Origin of the sequence: Streptococcus oralis (assembly GCF_003942875.1) — a bacterium.
In the GTDB taxonomy this organism is placed as follows: domain Bacteria; phylum Bacillota; class Bacilli; order Lactobacillales; family Streptococcaceae; genus Streptococcus; species Streptococcus oralis_BX.
This window is the reverse complement of the sequence record NZ_RMVK01000004.1, coordinates 225765-246169: the sequence shown is the minus strand read 5'-3', so window position 1 is coordinate 246169 and position 20405 is coordinate 225765. Positions and strand designations below refer to the sequence as shown.

General features: G+C 40.9%; 17 protein-coding genes, 1 tRNA gene and 1 pseudogene. 1 reads left to right on the top strand and 18 read right to left on the bottom strand.

The window, feature by feature from the left end:
- A pseudogene (locus D8844_RS06105) lies at positions 1-103 on the top strand (IS200/IS605 family transposase); the annotation flags it as partial.
- A gap of 98 nt (positions 104-201) precedes the next feature.
- Here D8844_RS06105 and D8844_RS06100 read toward each other — a convergent pair.
- The 18 genes from D8844_RS06100 to D8844_RS06015 all read right to left on the bottom strand — a co-directional run bounded on the left by D8844_RS06100 (position 202) and on the right by D8844_RS06015 (position 20323).
- Positions 202-843 carry a tetratricopeptide repeat protein gene (locus tag D8844_RS06100; protein ID WP_125422664.1) on the bottom strand — a complete coding sequence of 214 codons (642 nt, stop codon included), beginning with the start codon at positions 841-843 and terminating at the stop codon, positions 202-204.
- Positions 844-860: 17 nt separating this feature from the next.
- On the bottom strand, positions 861-1913 hold the full coding sequence (locus tag D8844_RS06095) for a DUF8617 domain-containing protein (RefSeq protein ID WP_125422661.1): 1053 nt from the start codon (positions 1911-1913) through the stop codon (positions 861-863).
- Positions 1914-1921: 8 nt separating this feature from the next.
- Positions 1922-2695 carry a nucleotidyltransferase domain-containing protein gene (locus D8844_RS06090; protein WP_125422658.1) on the bottom strand — a complete coding sequence of 258 codons (774 nt, stop codon included), beginning with the start codon at positions 2693-2695 and terminating at the stop codon, positions 1922-1924.
- A 135-nt stretch (positions 2696-2830) separates the two neighbouring features.
- Positions 2831-3781, bottom strand: coding sequence for a bifunctional riboflavin kinase/FAD synthetase (locus D8844_RS06085; protein WP_125422655.1), 951 nt, complete (start codon positions 3779-3781; stop codon positions 2831-2833).
- 144 nt (positions 3782-3925) lie between these two features.
- Positions 3926-7465: a chromosome segregation protein SMC gene (smc, locus tag D8844_RS06080; protein ID WP_125422652.1), complete on the bottom strand. Its 3540-nt coding sequence runs from the start codon at positions 7463-7465 to the stop codon at positions 3926-3928.
- Positions 7456-8154, bottom strand: a complete 699-nt coding sequence (rnc, locus tag D8844_RS06075) for a ribonuclease III (protein ID WP_000661472.1) — start codon at positions 8152-8154, stop codon at positions 7456-7458. Before rnc ends, smc begins: the two co-directional genes overlap by 10 nt.
- 183 nt (positions 8155-8337) lie before the next feature.
- A tRNA-Arg gene (locus D8844_RS06070) sits at positions 8338-8409 on the bottom strand.
- 67 nt (positions 8410-8476) lie between these two features.
- The gene (locus tag D8844_RS06065; RefSeq protein WP_125422649.1) at positions 8477-9463 is read right to left on the bottom strand and encodes a GMP reductase; all 987 of its coding nucleotides are present in this window, start codon (positions 9461-9463) and stop codon (positions 8477-8479) included.
- 173 nt (positions 9464-9636) lie between these two features.
- Complete coding sequence (locus D8844_RS06060; protein ID WP_185757672.1) at positions 9637-10941, bottom strand: McrC family protein; 1305 nt, start codon at positions 10939-10941, stop codon at positions 9637-9639.
- Complete coding sequence (locus D8844_RS06055) at positions 10928-12853, bottom strand: McrB family protein (RefSeq protein WP_185757671.1); 1926 nt, start codon at positions 12851-12853, stop codon at positions 10928-10930. Before D8844_RS06055 ends, D8844_RS06060 begins: the two co-directional genes overlap by 14 nt.
- 150 nt (positions 12854-13003) lie before the next feature.
- On the bottom strand, positions 13004-13783 hold the full coding sequence (locus tag D8844_RS06050; protein ID WP_125422639.1) for an L-threonylcarbamoyladenylate synthase: 780 nt from the start codon (positions 13781-13783) through the stop codon (positions 13004-13006).
- A gap of 26 nt (positions 13784-13809) precedes the next feature.
- Positions 13810-14403, bottom strand: a complete 594-nt coding sequence (leuD, locus tag D8844_RS06045) for a 3-isopropylmalate dehydratase small subunit (RefSeq protein WP_000410637.1) — start codon at positions 14401-14403, stop codon at positions 13810-13812.
- Positions 14404-14412: 9 nt separating this feature from the next.
- Positions 14413-15795 (bottom strand): 3-isopropylmalate dehydratase large subunit, encoded by a 1383-nt coding sequence (gene leuC, locus D8844_RS06040; protein WP_125422636.1) that lies wholly within the window; start codon positions 15793-15795, stop codon positions 14413-14415.
- 3 nt (positions 15796-15798) lie between these two features.
- Complete coding sequence (locus D8844_RS06035; protein ID WP_125422633.1) at positions 15799-16068, bottom strand: DUF1294 domain-containing protein; 270 nt, start codon at positions 16066-16068, stop codon at positions 15799-15801.
- Positions 16065-17102 (bottom strand): 3-isopropylmalate dehydrogenase, encoded by a 1038-nt coding sequence (leuB, locus tag D8844_RS06030; RefSeq protein ID WP_125422630.1) that lies wholly within the window; start codon positions 17100-17102, stop codon positions 16065-16067. The genes D8844_RS06035 and leuB overlap by 4 nt, the downstream gene beginning before the upstream one ends.
- Positions 17103-17113: 11 nt before the next feature.
- A complete protein-coding gene (locus D8844_RS06025; RefSeq protein ID WP_125422627.1) occupies positions 17114-18676 on the bottom strand; it encodes a 2-isopropylmalate synthase in 1563 nt (520 codons plus the stop codon).
- A 314-nt stretch (positions 18677-18990) separates the two neighbouring features.
- Positions 18991-19647 carry an MmcQ/YjbR family DNA-binding protein gene (locus tag D8844_RS06020; RefSeq protein WP_125422624.1) on the bottom strand — a complete coding sequence of 219 codons (657 nt, stop codon included), beginning with the start codon at positions 19645-19647 and terminating at the stop codon, positions 18991-18993.
- A 43-nt stretch (positions 19648-19690) separates the two neighbouring features.
- Positions 19691-20323 carry a copper homeostasis protein CutC gene (locus tag D8844_RS06015; RefSeq protein ID WP_125422621.1) on the bottom strand — a complete coding sequence of 211 codons (633 nt, stop codon included), beginning with the start codon at positions 20321-20323 and terminating at the stop codon, positions 19691-19693.
- Positions 20324-20405: the final 82 nt, after the last annotated feature.

Here is a 20405-nt window from a genome sequence, read left to right as displayed (position 1 = left end):
CACAATTAAGAAATATATTCAAGAACAGGAAAAGCATGATATAGCACTAGATAAATTAAGTGTAAAAGAATATGAGGATCCCTTTAGGGATAGTGGTAAGTAATACTAAAGCCTCTTTAAGAGGCAAGTGACGAGTCAAGAGCAATGAGGCTTGAACAACGTGAAAGCCAGCGCCTTTAGGCGCTGGCTGGTGATTTGGGCTTATAGCCCTGGTGCAAACCACCCGTTAGACGGGTGGTTATGATTTAGCAATTTTCTAACCTCTTGAGCACCAATCTGATCGCCTGCCTTTTCAAAAAGAGCGATAGCTTGTAAAAAATTTTCATGTGATTCTTCAGGATTTTGTATCGAACCAATCTCTCCTAAACCTCTATAAGCACAAGCTTGGGCAATCAAATCATCTGTTTGCAAAGCTTGTTTTAAGGACTGTGCCATATACATGAATGCTTCTGCCACTTTCCCTAGCTTTAATCGTAAATAACCTTGCTCATAATTGTTAACAGAAGATTTGAGGGTATCCTCTGTAAAAGCTTCTTCAATGACTTTTTGCTCTCTTTCGATATAGAAAAGGGATGTTTGAAATTCATTCATTTCACGATAAACCATGGCTAACTGATGATAGCCTATATGTTCATTTTCTGGGTCACTTTTAGCTCGTGCTAAGTCAATGTAACGCTGATAGATACTTAAGCACTCGTTGTATTTTTGCTCTTCAAGATAAATATACCCCATCAAATTTAACAAACTAAAATCTGTGCAAGTTTCCAATAAAAAATCAGCTTCAACTAATTTTTTAGCCTCATTAATCTTACCCTCAAACAATAAATCCCATGCTTGATTCATACATATCCTCCTGCTTCTTACGTTGTATAGAAATCTATTGACAAATCGCTATCAGATTCGTATTTTTTCCAAGCTAAACTGAAGCCATAATAATCTTCAAATTCAGGGTGCCAGTCATAATAAAGTGGGACACGACTATACTTTCTCGCTACAACTTCGTCTTCAAATTCTGGAGACTCCCCTGCAGTAATACCAAATTGAAGACCATTTAGTTCCCAAGTATTTCCCCAAACATTTTCATCAGAGAGAACATCGATCCATCTAGAAGCATCAATATCAAAATCTGCACATAATTCCAGTTCATAGAATCTTCTACAATTAATCTCTGAAGGTTTTATATAAAGGGCGCTATCAACTTGGTACTTTTTATCTCTGACTTGAATCTGTGTGATTTTCATTGGAATCGGAACTCCATTTAATTCTAACCAGAAATATCCTAAAGGAGTTTTGATACTATAATATGTTTGCTGAGAGTTGGGGTTAGCGTTTTTGGAGCAAGCATCAAGAATTCTTCCAAGCTTAATTAAATTTCTACAAACGATTTTTGAAGTGTGTGGGTCAAAATGTGAATACCTACGAATGACACGTTTTAACTTTTCAACAGGAAAAGTGATATCCTTTGGTAGGGCATGATACTTCTGTACAACTAAAGCAGTTTTTTCAGTATTTTCCTTCCCTACTGGAACAATAGCAGCGTGCCCAATATGGATACTTGGGTCATCACAAATATAAGTATAACCATTCCCTCCCTCCTGAAACTCAACCACAACAAGATTTAACTCTTGATCTGGATCAAAGAGAGGCTCTACCTTTTCTACTTCTTGGCGCTCATAAAAAGTAAAGTGATCTCCATCCCCGTCTTCGCCAAAAACCATGAAACTGCCACACTCAGGGCACTTCCACATATAAAATGACGCTTCAGAAATATCATCATAAGAAATTTTATTATGGTCGTCAGCATTATTTATGATTTCTTCAAACAACTCATCCGAATAAACTGAATAAGCATTTGGATCAGGCGCTCGGTGGTCATTCATTGCTTGCCCACATTTACATGTCCATTTACCCATAAAAAACCTCAGTCGTGGCCTAATTCTTCAAGGAAAAATTGATTTAGAGCTTTCCACTCTTTCTTTTCCTCACTAACACTTTGAACGTATGCATCCAACTCTTGGATGTTAGCTAAAATATAATCTTGAATTGGCATTATCGGATCAATTTCCATACCTTCAGGCTCATTTATCTTAATGTCTAGCAATCTTGAAACATGCTCCTGCATTTGAGACGGAAGTAATTCTTTGACCAAATCATCAAACAAAATCGGTGGAACAGAATGGTATTTTTCAATCCAACGACAGGCCAAAATAGGACGTAGCGCATAGAAATACTTTTTAGGTTTGACCTTGTCTCCTGAAAGATACTTATTCATTTGAGTTCTAGCAGTGTTCAAGTAATGGTAGAGCATTTTCTTCTCAGAAAAATACTGGTTGGCAAGAGGACGCATGCGCTCGATAAAATCCGTTTGTCGATAGACAATTGGTGACTGTAACCATTCAAACAGTGTAGGATTTGACTTATAAAGGAGTTTTAAAGTCTTGTCTAAATCCCAACCACTCACATCCCAAGTATCGTCAATTGGTAGCTCGATAACATCACGCTGTTCATTTAAACGGAGATAAAAATCTTGCTTGTGTTTGTAGATAAATCGTACATCAAAGTCACTATCGGGAGACTCAAAACCCCAGGCACGACTACCAGACTCGATAGCCCACAAAACTGTGACTCCGTAATCACGCTCGATTTCTGCTAATTTTTCCGGTACCAGAACATTCATTTCTTCTTGCGTTTGCATAATAAAGCCTCGTCTATATTCTGAGCATAAGTAGATGCTAAAATAGGGAATTATGGGAACTAAAAAGAATTATATCACTCTTTCAAAACTACAATCAAATAAACTAAACCTTCTATAAGCTTATTCAGACGTTTTCTATACCTGAGCCCCTTGAATGACAGAATCTCCATCCTTCCAGTTCCGAGCAATTTCTTCGTCTTTCTGGAGTTGGTCTACGAGCTCGTCGATGGAGTCAAATTTGACCATATCACGGACACGGTCCAACCAGTAGACCATGACTGTCTCTCCGTAAATATCATCTGAAAAGTCAAAAATGTTGACTTCAAAACGTGGTTCTTCTCCATCAAAGGTGACATTTTTGCCAACGCTCGCCATTCCACGATATCTTTGACGTTGCACCTCGACATCGACTACATAAACACCGTCAGCTGGCATGTAAGTTCGGTCTCTTAGGACCAAATTTGCTGTTGGATAACCGATAGTCCGCCCACGAGCATTTCCATGAACGACCATCCCACGGGTTGGGAGCGGTGTGCCGAGCAGTTGATTGACTTCCCTGACATCTCCATCAAGAATAGCCTGACGAATCCGTGTGGAACTAATCTTGCCCTTTTCGTCTTCGACCGGAGGAACAATGATGATCTCTCCATCAAAATAATCCTTCAGGTCATCCGCAGTTTTCTTATCAGAGCCAAAGGTATAGTCAAATCCTGCTACAATAATCGCTGGTTTTAAAGCTCGAACATAGGTATCAAAGAATTCTTGACCCGTTAAACTAGCAAACTTGCTACTAAAGTCAAGTAGGAAAAGAGCCTCTACTCCGTGCCACTTCATCTTGTGCTCCCGCTCCTCATGATTGACGATGTGAAGCATGAGCTCAGGTTGGTAGGGTTGTAAGGCAAGTTTTGGCGACTCTGTAAAGGTCATCACGACAACTGGCAGATAGTCCTTCATCGAAGCCTTGCTGGCCACTTCAAACAGTTTCTGATGACCCTTGTGGATGCCATCAAAATAACCTAGTACAAGGACTGTTTTTCCCGGTACTGCAATATCTTTTTCGTTCTTAATAGGTACTGTTGTAATCATGAAACTATTATATCATAGAGCCTGTCTTTTCGCTAAGAGGAAATCCCAAATGTCGTTTTTTGCGCCTGAACTGACCTTGATAGACGATTCAAGCTATGAGTTTTAAAAAAATAGCACCTCCTAAGAGATGCTATCGGTTGCGAACTAGTTCACTGTTTCTTCCAAGTCTTTTAACTTAACCGAAACAATTTTAGACACACCTGATTCTTGCATGGTAACTCCATAGATAGAATCCGCTGCCGCCATGGTTCCTTTACGGTGAGTCACGACGATAAACTGACTATCCTTGTCAAAGCGGTTGAGGTAATCTCCGAAACGTTTTACATTGGCTTCGTCTAGCGCTGCCTCTACCTCGTCCAAGATAACAAAGGGAATAGTCTTGACGCGAATGATAGAGAACAACAAGGCAAGAGCAGATAGGGCTTTTTCACCACCACTCATGAGGTTGAGTGATTGGATTTTCTTACCTGGTGGTTGAACAGAAATCTCCACACCAGCTGTTAAAAGGTCGCCCTCAGTCAATATCAAGTCTGCCTGACCTCCACCAAACATCTGTCTAAAGGTCACTTTAAAGGACTCACGAATAGCTTCAAAGGTTGATTTAAAGCGTTCCTTAACCTCATCATTCATCTCTGTGATGGTCTCAAGGAGCAGGTTTTTCGCAGACAAAATATCATTTCGTTGGCTATTTAGGAAATCCAAACGGTTGTGGACTTCTTCATATTGCTCAATAGCGTCCAAATTGACTGGACCGAGTGAGCGAATAGCCTTTTCAAGTTCTTTAACCTCTTGCTCTGCCAAATTGAGGTCTTCCAACTCATGCGCTTTTTCTAGAGCCTCAGTATAGCTGATCTGGTACTGGTCGGTTAATTGAGCTTGTAAATAGCGCAAGCGTTCGCTGACCTTTTCTTGCTTGGCTTCAGCACGTGTTTGTTTGCGAATCCACTCCTCATTATGCTGACGAGTCTGGTCCAAATGGCTGGCAATATCATCCAGCTGACCTTCGATATCATCCAACTCAAACTGCTTGCGAATCAAACCTTGTTGAAGGTTTGTTCTCTGAGTTTTGGCCTCTTCCTCCTGCTGGCTTAGCAAATCCGTGTTCACTTTCTCAAAATTATCAACCTTTTCTTGAAGGAGGCGCTGGATTTCCTCTTGCTCAATATCCAGATTATCCAGTTCCTTGCCTAAACGTTCAATATCAGCCATTTCGTACCGTTTTTGTCCTTGCAGTTCGGACTTAAGCAAGCGCGCTTGAGAAATCTGTTCCTGCAAGTTTTGATAACGTTCTTGAATTGCGTTTTTGTTAGACTTAATCTCTTCAATCTCAGCTTCCAGATTTTGCTTTTCACTTGCGATAGTAGCAAGGCGCTCTTGGCATTTTTCCTTATCCGCTTGCCAATCTCCTTCAGATAGGCGATTTAATTCCTCTTCTTGAAGTTTCCAAAGCGTTTCTAATTCTTCCACTTGCTGGTTGGTTTGTTGATAAGCAAGGTACAAACCTTGCTCCTGAATACGAGCCTGTTCTCCTTGAGATTTGATGGCTTCTAATCTTTCTGTTAATACTACCATCTCATCTTGCAATATCTTCAAACTTTCTTCTTCCGAATGCAGACTAGCTTCTTCTTCAGCAATTTCTTTTTGTAATTGCTCCAGCTCTGGCTTGATGAAGATACTGTTATTTTGGCGATTGGCACCACCCGCGTAGGAACCACCTGTGCGCAACTCTGTCCCATCCAGTGTCACCATGCGAACTTGGTAACGAACTTGGCGAGCTGCGGCACGCGCATGTTCTACAGTATCAAAGATAGCCGTCGTAGCGAGCAAATTCTTGAAAATGGCTTCTAGTCTAGTATCAAAAGTAACCAACTCATCAGCCATTCCAAGAAAGCCTGGACTTGATGCGATAGCATCTTGGTTCTGACTAGAAATCGTACGAGCCTTGATTGTTGTCAATGGAAGGAAGGTCGCACGACCAGCTCTGTTGCGCTTGAGAAAATCAATAGCCTTTGTTGCCGCGTTTTCATCTTCTACAATGATATGTTGACTGCTAGCTCCAAGCGCAATTTCTAGGGCAGTTTGATAATGTACATCAAAGGTCAAATGTTCACTGACTGCACCAACGATCCCACCAAGGCGGTCTTTTTCTTGAAGAACACTCTTAACACCCGCATAAAAATTGCTATGATTTCTAAGGATGTTTTCCAAACTCTGGGCTCTAGCCTGCTTGTTTTTGAGACTGTCTAGACGGTCAAAGAGTTGGCTCTGCTGGGCTTGGAAAGAAACTTTCTGCTCCTCTTGCTCCTTGGCACTAGCTTGGTAGTCAGCCAATAATTTCTGAACCTGCTCCTTGGCAGTTTCAAGCTCAGCCTGCTGTTGACTGGCCTTTTCTTTAGCTGTAGCCAGTTGTTCTTTCAGTTTCTCAAGTTGATCAGCTTGTTTTTGAGACAGCTGACGGCTGTTTTCCAACTCATTCTCGATGCGGGTCAGTTGGTTTGAGACATCCGCTTCTTCTTGTAAAAGCGCCACAAAACGTTCACGCAAGAGTTCAATCATCTGGTCAGGATCATCTGAAAAAGCCAACAACTCCGCTTCTAGACGATTGAGTTCCTTGTTATTTTCAGCTAGACTTTTCTCTAACTGTTCCAAGTTCGCTTCTTTTTCATCCTTTTCCTTACTTAGAGCCTTTCTCTTATCTTCCAAAGTCGCCAAACGGGTTTGTGCTTCTTGTTGATTGAGGGCTACCTGCTCAGATTCCAGTTTAGACAAGGCTAGTTTTCGCTCTAAGTCACTGATCAAACTAGTCAAATCCATCAAACTTCCTTGATCCTTGGCCATTTGAGCTTGGAGATCCTGGCGTTTCTTTTTAAGACTTTGATTTTCTTCTTCTAACTCTTGACGCTTTTGGTAATAGCTAGTCAAAAGTTCCTGAACCTGCGTTAGTTCTTCTTCCGTCAGCTCTAGTTCAGCCTTGTTTTCCTTAATCTGAGCGACCAAAACATCCAAGTAAATCGCCTTGCGTTGACCATCCAGGTCTAGAAACTTACGAGCATTCTCGGCTTGTTTTGCAAGAGGCTTGATTTGATTGTCCAACTCGTAGATAATGTCTTCAAGCCGGTCTAGATTGTCTTGAGTTTGTTGCAGTTTGCTTTCTGTTTCTTTTCGACGAGTCTTGTATTTCAAAACTCCAGCAGCTTCTTCGAAAATAGCTCGACGTTCTTCAGGCTTGGAGTTAAAAATTTCCTCAACCTTCCCTTGGGAAATAATAGAGAAGGAATCGCGTCCCAATCCCGTATCCAAGAAGAGGTCATGTACATCACGAAGACGGACTTTTTTGCCATCAATTCGATACTCGCTATCACCACTACGATAGATATGGCGTTCTACCTTAATGACTTGCCCTGCATCCTTGATAAAGCCATCTTCATTGTCTAAGGTCACGACAACAGAGGCATAATTGAGCGGCTTACGACTTTCGGTCCCAGCAAAGATAACGTCAGGCATCTTGCCACCACGAAGGCTCTTGACACTAGACTCCCCTAAGGCCCATCGCAAACTTTCTGTAATATTTGACTTCCCAGAACCATTGGGCCCAACGACAGCTGTCACACCTTGGTCAAAGACGACCTTGGTCTTGTCAGCAAAGGACTTGAATCCCTGAATCTCAATCTCCTTTAAATACATGAATCCAGCCCTTTCTCAACTGCATTTTTGGCGGCCTCTTGTTCTGCCAATTTTTTAGAACGGCCTTGACCTTTTCCGATACTCTTGCCCTCAACCAGAACTTCTACATCAAAAACCTTATCATGAGCAGGTCCCGTTTCAGAGGTCACTTGGTAGCGAATATCCACATCGCCATTGACCTGGAGTAACTCTTGCAGGTGCGTCTTGTAATCCTTAATCATTTCAAAGTCACCTGCTTCAACCTTGGGGATCATGACTTGATAGATAAATTCTTTTACTCTAGCCACATCCTTGTCCAAAAGCAACGCTCCCAGAAAGGCTTCAAAGGCATCGCCAAGAATGGTGTCACGATTGCGCCCACCAGACTTTTCTTCCCCCTTACCCAGCTTGATAAACTGATCAAACTGGCAATCACGCGCAAAACCAGCCAAACTCTCCTCACGGACAATCATAGCACGGAGTTTAGACAAATCTCCCTCCGGTTTCTTAGGATATTTTTTATACAGATATTCTGAAATCAATAATTGCAGAACAGCGTCTCCTAAAAATTCCAAGCGCTCATTGTGTGAAATTTTTAAGAGGCGGTGCTCATTGGCATAACTCGTATGAGTAAAGGCCGTTTCCAGTAAGTTTTTGTCTGCAAATTCGATTGCAAAACGCTTCTTTAGTACAGTTTGTAATTCTTTCATACCAACCTCTTTCTAACTGATAACAGTCTCTTTTATTATATCAAAAAAAGCCCCCTGAGTCACTTTAAAACGGGACTAGAGGGGATTTGAGCATTTTTTTGAACAAACTTTTCATTTTTAGGGGCAAACTTGGAGCGAGATAAAGAAAAAAGCCTTATTTAAGGCTTTCATAGACTATTTACATCCACCCTGAGGGAATCGAACCCCCATCTCAAGAACCGGAATCTTACGTGATATCCATTACACTAAGGGTGGAAACTTGTCTTATTATAACAGAAATTTGCTCTAATAACAAGTTTTTTATGGGTGGATTAACCGTCCATTAGTGGGATGAATCCCCGTTCCAGATAGAGTTTTTCACAATCACATAATCAACGTGTTTGAGGTCAGCAACCTTGCGTCCACCTGCGTAGGAAATAGCACTTTGCAAGTCCTGCTCCATCTCAGTAAGGGTGTCTTGCAAATACCCTTTGGCAGGAAGTAAGATGCGTTTTCCTTCCACATTTTTATAAGCACCCTTTTGATATTGTGAAGCGGAACCATAGTATTCTTTGAACTGTTCGCCATCGACTTCAATCGTCTTCCCTGGGCTTTCGATGTGTCCTGCAAGGAGGGAACCAATCATAACCATGCTAGCGCCAAAACGGATAGACTTGGCAATATCACCATGAGTACGAATCCCACCATCAGCGATGATCGGTTTACGCGCAGCCTTTGCACACCAACGCAGGGCAGCCAACTGCCAACCACCTGTACCAAAACCTGTCTTGACCTTGGTGATACAAACCTTACCAGGACCGATTCCAACCTTTGTTGCATCCGCTCCAGCATTTTCCAATTCACGCACAGCTTCTGGTGTTCCTACGTTACCAGCAATGACAAAAGTGTCTGGTAATTCTTTCTTGATGTGTTGAATCATAGAAATCACACTATCCGCATGACCATGAGCAATGTCAATCGTGATATACTCAGGAGCATCAGCCTTGAGTTGGCTAACAAAGTCATACTCGTAATCCTTGACACCGACAGAGATGGATGCAATAAGGCCTTGATCGTGCATGCGTTTGATAAAAGGAATACGCCCTGCCTCATCAAAACGATGCATAATGTAAAAGTAACCGCCTTTAGCAAGTTGCTCTGCTACGTTCTCATCCAAAATCGTCTGCATATTTGCTGGCACAACAGGTAGTTTGAAAGTGTGATTTCCAAGTGTGACACTCGTGTCTGCTTCTGCACGGCTTTTAATGACACATTTATTTGGGATCAACTGAATATCTTCATAATCAAAAATTGGAAATTCATTTAACATATCGCTGTCTCGTTTCTTTTGTAATGACCTACCTATGCTTGCGCATCCCTACGTCTTTTCCGACGTTTCCTTAATTAATTATAAACAAAGGTACAGTTTTTGTCAAATATTTTTAATAATCAAATTATATCGTTCGGGAATTACTTATATAAATAGCAAAAAAAGCGAAGAGATTACTTTCTCCCCACTTCTTCATCAATAATCGCTTTAAAATTTTCTTCTGAATTTTCCATCATTTTACAAAATGCACTATAGGATGAGGCATTCTGAGGGATTTGGATAGACCACTTCTTCAATTGAGCTCCATAGCCAGCTAGTTTTCCTATTTCACTATTTACTGACTGCTCCATACTAGGAAAAATCAGTCCAGCTTTCTCAGCTTCTAAAATATAAGAATAGGAAATCAGCTGGAACAAGTCCTCGCGGTTAATTCCTCTTTCAGTGAACTCCAGTTTTTTATATTTTGCATCTAGAACAGTCTTTCGTTCTCTGTCATAAAAATCTGGATATACTTTTCGTTTCCCAACAGAAAATACTGAAATTCCATCCGTCTTATCCTTATTTCTGGGATGTACAAAACATTTTGGCAACAAGGTGTAGACATACTCTTCCCAAAGCCAGGCAACATCAAAGAGAATACCATGGATTTTTTGCTCATGATATCCTAACCCATGCTTTTCTCTACTCAGAATCATCAAGCAGAGTTCCTGTAACTTTCTGTACTCTCTGAAGTATGCGTGTCGGATGGATTTCGTTTTATTCATTCTGATAATCTTGGCACGATCAGAGAGTTTATAAGATGCGGTTACTCGCACGATTTCTGCCATATTTTCACGATTACTATCGAGTAGTGCTCCAAAACTTTTTTGAATCTTTATGTACTCAATCGTATGCCGAATCAATTGCATGAGTGGATTATCATAGGTGAACTCTCTCGTTGTGTAGGCAACATTTCCCATAAAAGGAACATTTCTCTTAATATGATTTCCTACATCTATCACTCCCTTTACATGACTGTCGTTATGAGAAAATCTCTGGTATTCCTTATAAAGACCTTTTCTGAGAGCAGCTTGCAGATATTTGGGAAAGAGGTACATCAAAAGTTGATAGAGCTTATCTTCACGCGACAAAGCTACATCTAAACTAGTGAGATTGATATGAAGAACCTTTTGTAAAAGATAATGCAAAAAATGGTCGTTACTTTCATCAGAAAAACGAGAGGCAATCGTTAATCTTTCCTGACCACAGCCCAGAAAACCAATCACATTTCCTGTCTTGATTTTCGGATTAACTGTTTCCAAAATCTTTTGGTCCTTGTCTAAATCAGGAGAATTCATCAAATCATTTGGGAAAATAAAAATATTGTCCTCTCGAGATAGGTTATCTAGTGTTCTATCAAGGAGCGCTTGACTTAGGTTGGGAAATTCTGCGACAAAATCTTCTCTAGCAATTTTATAATGATTATCAGTTATACGCATCATTATCACCAGTCTCTTGCTGATTTGTTTGCTCGTTATTTGTCAGATCAAATGCTTTTTTCAATGTATCCAGAGTTTCGGCCTCTTCATAAGAACCACGTAAGTAATCTTCCAATAGAGGTTTGAGGTAATCAGACCAGAGTAACTCATAGTCAAAATCCACATCCTTCAACTTAAGGAAATAACTTGGTCCGATATGATAATGACTATTTAGCTCCTGAACGTTTTCGATAGCAGCGTTCAAATTTCTAAGACGAAGTTTTGCTTCTTCTGCATGGATACCCAGTTCTTTATCCAACATGCCAACTTGACTCTCGGCAGTAACTTCAACAAAACGAAAACGACGACGCATAGCAAAATCAAAGGTATCCACTGATCGGTCAATATCATTCATAGTTCCGATGATATAGACATTTTCAGGGATATAAAATTTCTCATCAGTCTCATGTAAATTAGCATATTGGGTAGAAACACTTCCCTTTTCACCACGATAACCAGGGTCAATAGAGAAAAAGAGTTCACCAAAAATCTTTGAAATCTCTCCACGATTGATTTCATCGATGATGAAGACGAATTTCTTGTTAATTTCAACCTCTGCTGGAGAAATATAGTCTTTCAGACCAAATCTTTTCTTTAAAGTTTCAAGAACTTTTTTCCCCTCACTCTTATAATACTTTTGTTCGTCATAATTCGGATCTTTATAAAGTTCGTATACATAATTTCTAGATAAACTCCATCCTGATGTTCCCTTATCATAATTAACGGATAGGTTTTGTTTACTATTTACTGACAGGTAAGAACCCTTTGTTAAATACTCTTTTTCATCCGAATTATTTATATAGGCTAGATAAGAATCCCAAGCTTCCTCAAAATTATCTTGTCCTCCAGTTTTCTGAGCTTCTTTAGCTTTCTGACAGAACTTCTTAAAAATACCGTCTTGAGGCTTAAATCCAATAGCTCCATCCCCATTTGATACCGGTCTCAAACCCTCTACAAAATCTGTATAATCATAGGATGGGTGAAATTGTACAAAGCCGATTTGGTCTTCGTTGCCATCCGTTAATTCTTTAGCTATTTCTTTAGCAAGATAAGTTTTTCCTGTACCAGGTGCACCACGGAGAATGAGGTTTTTGGATTGTAATAAGATATTACTCAAAGGATGATGAAAATTATTTTGTTCAGACATTTCTTTCTCTCCTTGCTTATCATCACTGTCTATAATATCTTTTGAATACTCAAATAAAATACTTCCCAACATTGAAGATTCTAGTTCAGGATATGTTTTAGAAAACAGTTTACAAATCTCATGATTCTGACGATAGGGCCCTCCTTGATTGCTTTGGGGAATCAACCTATTCCAAAATTCATTTTGACTATTCATATTTACTCCTAAAAAAGAAGGATTCTCAGAATAAATACAAAGTAGTTTTGTTACCACTGCAGAACGCCTAATAAATTCATTCTTTGACTTTTTCATGTCAAAGATAGGATTATTGAAATCCAACATTCTACCAGCTTGGATGATCTCATACAAATCCGATTTTAATTTGTTAAAGCGGTCTTCTAGTTCTGATTCTGGAATGATTTTATTAGCTTGATTCTTATAGCTTTTGGTATCCTCATTCCAATAAATACCAAATTTTGAAGAACCTCCTCCACCAATCCCCATAAATAATGATTGGTACTTTCCTGTCTCAAGAGCATAGCAAAAAGAATTACTTTTAGCACCTTTCCCAATGACATATTCATCAATAGACATGGTTAAAATTCTATCAAGTGGCCATTCTTTAAGAAATTCTTCACGTAATTGTTCATTGTGAATACTATATTTAAATGCATCTTCTCTTAATCTTATTTTATTTTCTTGGTACCAAGCATAAAAATCTTCCAAGCCAAGCTTTCTTTTATCCATCAATCTTACTCCTTTTATAATAATGTTCGAATAAAAAACTATATATTTCATATATAGAATATCATATCCTATAGAAAAAGAAAAGAACTTCTAAAAAAAGCCCAGCGTTAGGAGCTTAATGACTCTTAACACTAGACTTCTTTTTTTATCTTAGTAATACTCTCCCTGACGGTAGTCCCATGAGTTAAAGGTATCTGACAAATGCATCATGATTTTATCAATGTCAAGCCCTTTACGGATAACGACTGGTGCTGGTGAGATTGAACGGTCTCCTCCTTGTTCTGGGATGAGTTTTCCGTCCTTATCGACCATAGAAACCATCACACCTTGCTCGTAGCGCGTTTCAATCGTTTTGTCAGGTTGGATAGATGCCACATAGTCGTCTGCTTCGATGACAAGGTCCACTGCTCCTTCGATACGTTCTCCGATACCTTCTACCTTACCACGATTTCCTTTACCAGATGGGTTAGCTGATGAGGCATAGACCATTTTACCTTCTTCCCAAAGTTTAGTAGCCAATTGTTCACCAGCTTTCCCAAATTTGATAACAAAACAGCTTGTACCACGAACGTCTGTCATGAGTTCTTCACGGCTATCACCGTATTCTTTCAATTTCTCAAAAGCTTCTGGTTTCCATGGAAGGATACAACCTAGAAGAATGTCTTCGTCCCAATGTTTTTGGTAGAAGGCTTCAATTTCTGGGTTGAGTTGTGCTAAAGCGCGTAGCTCGTCCATGCTACCACAAAGTACAACACCTGGTTTGTTACGGTTACGCTCTTTGGCTTCAAATTTGCGTTCAAGACCTGCCTTATCGCTCGTCATGATAATGTAACCAACTTTTGTGGGGCAAACGATACATCCGCCCTCACCTTTTAAAATGTCATAGCCTTCTTGAGAAAGTGTTCCGTTCCATTGAATGTGTTTTGTCATAGTTCTATATGTCCTTTTCTATTTTTCTAATCCTGCCAGTAGGCTGGACGTTGTTTTTCATAGGCAGCAATCAAGTCTTCATACTGCAAAGTAATTCCGATATCATCCAAACCATTTAAAAGCTTGTGCTTCCACTCGCTATCAATTTCGAAAGTGAATTCTCCGACTGGTGAGATGATTTTCTGTTGTTCCAAGTCCACAGTTACCTGATCGATCGGTTTAAGTTGGGCTAGTTTTTCTCTAACCTCTCTAGGCTGGACAATGGGCAACATGCCATTATTGAGTTCATTATTGTAATGAATGTCCCCGAAAGAGCCTGCAATCACGACCTTAAAACCATAGTCTGCTAGAGCCCAAGCTGCGTGTTCTCTCGAAGAACCTGCTCCAAAGTTATCCCCCGAGATGAGGATACTGGCTTTACGGTATTCTGGTCGGTTAAAGACAAAGTCTGGATCCTCAGTATAGTTATCGTCCAGATAACGCCAAGCATACATGAGATACTTACCAAAGCCTTTTTTATCAATTAACTTGAGAAACTGCTTGGGGAGGATTTGGTCGGTGTCGATATTATCATTCATGAGAGGAACGGTCGTTCCCGTATAAACTGTAAATTTCTCCATATCCTCTCCTTACTGGGCCTCTGGCATTTGCCGAACATCTACGAAACGCCCTGCGATAGCTGCTGCCGCTGCCATGGCTGGACTGCAGAGATGAGTCTTAGCGCCAAATCCCTGTCTGTCTTCAAAATTGCGGTTACTAGTTGAGGCACAGTGAACACCATCAGGGACCTTGTCAGGATTCATCCCTAGGCACATAGAACAACCTGGGTCTCTCCATTCAAAGCCAGCATCTAAGAAGACCTTATCCAAGCCCAACTTCTCCGCAGCTCGTTTGACAGGACGAGAACCTGGTACTACGATTGCTGTTAGATTGGGAGCAATCTTCTTCCCTTTGACAAATCGCGCAGCCAGTTGCAAGTCACTGAGCCGAGCATTGGTACAAGACCCGATAAAAATATATCCTAGTTCAATATCCTTTGGCTTTTGACCAGGCTCCAAGTTCATGTAATGATAAGCTCGTTCATCATTCATATCCTTAATTTCTGGGAAGCTACTGTCAAAGTCAACGCCCATAGCAGGATTGGTTCCCCAGGTCACCATAGGAGCCAAGTCTGAGACATCCATCCGGATAACCTTATCATAAACAGCATCATCATCGCTGACAAGCGTCTTCCAGTCAGCAACAGCCTCCTCAAAGTCCTCTGGAACACATTCCCGTCCCTTGAGATAGTCATAGGTGATCTGATCTGGATTCATGATTCCCATCTTGGAGCCAAACTCGATGGACATATTGCAGATGGTCATTCTCTCTTCCATGGTCAGTGCATCAATGGCTTGTCCACGATATTCCACCACATATCCTACACCACACGCAACGCCGTACTTGGCAATTAAGGCGAGAATGTAATCCTTAGAATAAACTCCTTTTTTAGGAACACCAGTGAATTCTACCAGCATTTTCTTGGGTTTGACCTGCCAAAGGGTCTGGGTAGCAAAGACATGCTCGACCTCACTGGTCCCAATCCCAAAGGCGATAGCTCCGAAAGCTCCGTGAGTAGCTGTATGACTGTCTCCACAGACGATGAATTTTCCTGGTTGCGTCCGTCCTGTTTCTGGACCTACCATGTGAACGATTCCCTGCTTTTCAGAACCATGGGCAGCATGTTCAATCCCAAACTCCTCAACATTTTCAGCAAGCTTATCAATTTGGGCCTTAGAAATCACATCTCGAATATCATAGATGTTGACCGTTGGTACATTGTGGTCAAAGGTCCCAAATGTCAAGTCTGGCCGTCTCAATCTGCGACCTGCATCTCGTAATCCTTGAAAAGCTTGGGGACTAGTCACTTCATGAATATAGTGCTGGTCCACATACATGAGTTGGGGCTGCCCCTCTTCTCCTGTGATGACATGGCGGTCCCATAATTTATCAAAAATCGATTTTCCTGCCATCCATTACCTCCAAATAAAATATAAGGCTACTAGTGTGGTCACCATTCCGAGAAACCAAACCGTTTTAAAATACCATTTTCTAGTCTTGTGGTGAAAGGTGATTCCTGCCAACCAGGCACCAAAACCACCACAAGTAAGGGCTAAAATGAGTAAAATTTTCTCTGGGACGCGCCAAACACCTCTTCTTGCCTTGGATTTGTCAATGCCATAAATCAAGAAAATCAGCAAATTCCAAATCAAGAGGGCAAGCGTGATTCCTTCATTTATCTTCATAATCTTTCAATGATGGCTTCTGTCATTTCCTTGGTCGAAGCCTGTCCTCCAATATCTCTTGTTAAAATGCCAGCCACTAAACTAGTTTCAACAGCACGCTCGATACGCTCCGCATCCTCATAACGTCCAAAGCTATCTCTCAACATCATGGCAACTGACAAAATCATGGAAATAGGATTGGCAATTCCTTGACCTGCAATATCAGGCGCTGAACCATGAATAGGTTCATAAAGACTTGGACCTTTTTCAGAATGACTGGCTGATGGCATAACACCAAGAGTGCCTGATAGAACGCTTGATTCATCAGATAAGATATCTCCGAAAAGATTCTCCGTCACGATGACATCAAACTTAGCAGGATTGGTAATCATGAGCATGGCAGCTGAGTCCACCAACTGGTGTTCCAAGGTTACATCTGGGAAATCCTGAGCGACTTCCTCAGCTACTCTCCGCCAGAGTTTTGAAGTCGCTAGAACATTTTGCTTATCGATACTAGTAACGAGTTTTCTCCGATTTCTTGCAATTTCAAATGCCTTGCGAATAATCCGCTCTACTTCCTCATAGCTATAGTCGTTGATATCACGCGCTTTGCGCTCTTCAAGGATATGATCCCCAAAGTAAATCCCACCTGTCAACTCACGCACCACGACAAAGTCTACACCAGCAATTCGTTCCGGTTTGAGAGGTGACAAATGCTTGAGACTGTCAAAGATTTTTACGGGGCGAATATTGGCATAGAGATTGAGTTCCTTACGAAGAGCTAGCAAGCCTTGTTCAGGCCGAATCGCCGCCCCATCATACTGGGGACTTCCGATAGCCGCAAGGAGAATAGCATCTGCTTCTCTACATGCCTTGAGGGTTTCATCAGGTAAGGGATGCCCCACAGCATCAATACCTGCACCTCCAAAGGAGCATCTGTCTATCTCATAGTCAAATCCTGTATTTGAAGCTAGAGCTTCCAGAACCGCTAAACCAGCTTCCATGATTTCTGGACCGATTCCATCCCCTGCTAGTGCTACTATTTTCTTTGTCATAGCCTTCTCCTTTACACACTAGGCATGTCTCGGTAGGAAACGCTATGCCCCATCTCACCTGCATTCTCTTTTTGAACAAAGGTATTAGCATTGATGTAGGCAATAGCCGAAGCTTTCAATACATCGAAATCGAGACCTGCTGCGTTAAAGATGGTTTCTGTATCTCTGTTTTCAACAGTAACCAAGACACGAGCCTGGGCATCGATACCATCTGTTACCGCATCGATGGTATAGGACACCAAGCGGACAGATTGGTTAAAGAACTTATCGATAGCGTTAAAGATCGCTTCAACGGAACCTTGCCCTGTCGCATTGAATTCGACTTTCTCACCATCCATATTGGCTAGGCTAACGAGCGCTTCAATCACATTATCTGCATGGGTTTGAAGTTGCAAATCATCAAAGTGGAAGCCTTCTGGATTTTCAACCATGGTTCCAGCTACCAGAGCTCGAATATCTGCATCTGTGATTTCTTGTTTCTTGTCCGCTAGTGCCTTGAACTTAGCGAAGAGTGGTTTGATATCCTCTTCTGTAAAATCTAGGGCTAATTCTCTTAGTTTTTCAACAAAGGCATGGCGACCAGACAATTTTCCAAGCGGAAGACTATTACTCTTAACACCGACCAATTCAGGTGTAATGATCTCATAAGTGAGAGGATTTTTAAGAACTCCATCTTGGTGAATACCAGACTCGTGAGAAAAGGCATTGCCACCAACGACAGCCTTGTTTTTAGGAACTGGAATACCAGAGAAGCGAGAAACCATTTCTGACGTATTCATTGTTTCATCCAAAACAATATCACTAGTTGCTTGGAAGAAATCCTCACGAATCTTCAAAGCAACAGCTACTTCTTCAAGAGCAACATTACCTGCGCGTTCACCGATACCATTAATAGTTCCCTGGACACGTCCAGCACCGTGTTTAATTGCTGTCAAAGTATTTGCAGTTGCCATACCGAGATCATCGTGACAGTGGACACCAAAGACAACTTTATGATCTGATTTAATATTTTCAGTCAAGTGATCAAAGATACGTGCAAACTCTTCTGGAGTCGTAAAGCCAACTGTGTCAGGGATATTGATATAAGATGCACCTGCATCAACCGCTGTTTGAACGACTTGCAAGAGGAAATCCAACTCTGTTCTAGTCGCATCTTCAGGAGAGAATTCGACGATTTCAAACTTAGAACGTGCATAAGAAACATGTTCCTTGATAGCTTCTAAAATCTCTTCCTTGCTCTTATTGAGCTTATACTTGCGGTGAATCGGACTGGTAGCGATAAAGACATGAATTTGGGGATACTTGGCATCCTTAAGCGCCTCATAACAAGCATCAATATCAGATTTTACAGAACGAGCTAATCCTGTCACTGCTGTTTTTTTCATAGCTTTAGCGATTTCTTGAACAGCTATAAATGAATCTGGACTAGCAGCCGGAAAACCAGCTTCAATTACAGAAATTCCCCATTTCTCCAGCTGTCTTGCAATAGAAACTTTTTCCTTTATTGAGAAGTTAACACCAGGTGTTTGTTCCCCATCACGAAGGCTTGTATCAAAAAATTCAACTTTACGCATAAGATTTCCCCTTTTCCAAATGTGGTTTTAAAAAAACATCTCGCTCAGAAGCCCAAGCGAGATGTTGATTTACTCCCGCTTGGTAAGCCAAACAGGACTAATGCTTTTGCACTAGCCCGAGTACCTCAACAACAAAGCAAATTGATTAAACTTAGCTGTTTTCATGTTTGACTTTCTCCTTCGTTTGATATCTTGTTTAGTATTTTAGCATAGCTAAAAACACTTGTCAAGAAAAAATCCATTATTTTCTGAAAATTTCTTCAGTAAAGAATATTTTGCTAATTGAAAGTATTTGAAAACTCAAGCGAATTTCCTTATTTTTTCACAGTCAAGTTCCAACTTTTTTCGATGAGTTCTATCACTTCTTCATCTTGCAAACTATCATCAAGCGCCAGACTAAGCCAGTAGCGTTTGTTCATATGAAAGGCTGGATAAATGCCTTTTTTTGAAAGCAAGTCAGCTACTTGGTCGTGTTTGATATTGACTGCTTCGACTAGCCCTTTTCTCCCCTTCTCCAGCTTATCCCATGGGATTCTCATCAAAACAGCATACCATTTTTGATTACCTTCATGGCGCAATACAGCTGTATCAGGAGACTTTTCCCACAGATACTCCAACTGATTACCATACTTTTCCTGAATCTGATCCATGATACGCTTAGTCTGAGGGCAGATAAAATCCTGTACATCAAAGCAAGCCTTCCGAATCTGGTAAAGAATCTCCAAACAAGCCTCACGGACACTTGCAACAAAACTTCCCCGCATACTTTTCATATGTACTTGAGGATAAAGGTCACCCGTTTCCTGATCAAAAACCTGAAAGCTCACATTATCAGGAGTGATAGAGACTGTCATGGAAAAGTCACCCTGCAAAATCTGGCAACTGTAGGTCCAGATTTCACCATTTTCTACAAAACCATAGGCATGGGCTTTTTCTTTATTAAACTGATAGGAGTTAAAAATTTCAAACATAAGTGAAAACTGCTACCAAAAGCTAGCAGTTCCTTTCTATTTTTTAAAAAACAACCTTGGTTCCGTGCAATTGTGTCACACCCAGCTGGTCGATAAAGGTTTGGCGGTTATCCAAGTCAATCCCCCCACCTGGTAGAATTTCAATTTTACCAGCTGCATGTTCCAAAATTCTGTGATAATGAGCGAAACGTTTTTCTAGTGAGTCCCCAGAAACTCCAGCACGAGTTAGGATACGGGTAACACCAGCTTGGCTGAGCCAGTCAATGGCTTCCAACTGGTCTTCATCACTCAATTCATCAAAGGCCATGTGAAAGACAATTTCCATTCCTTTAGATGCGGCAATCAGCTTCTCAAGATTAGGCTTATCCAACTTTTTATCAGCAGTTAATGCCCCAAAAACAACCCCTTGACTTCCAGCCTGTGCAGTCAAACGAATATCTTCTAGCATGATCGCTATTTCAAGATCAGTATAGACAAAGTCGTCACCGCGGGGACGAATCATAGTCATGATGGTGGTGTCGTAGTTAGCTGCCAGTTCAACCGCTGCCTTTGTCACTCCATAACTAGGTGTTGTTCCTCCTACTGCTAGATTGTCACAAAGTTCGATTCGACGAGCTCCAGCCTGCATCGCTTTTTCAAGCAAGGTCACATTTTCAGCACAAAATTCGTAAATCATTTGATTCTCCTTGATGTTTTCTTTGAATTTATTATATCATATTATTTTAAATAGGCTTTCATTTTTATCAAGGCAAATAACT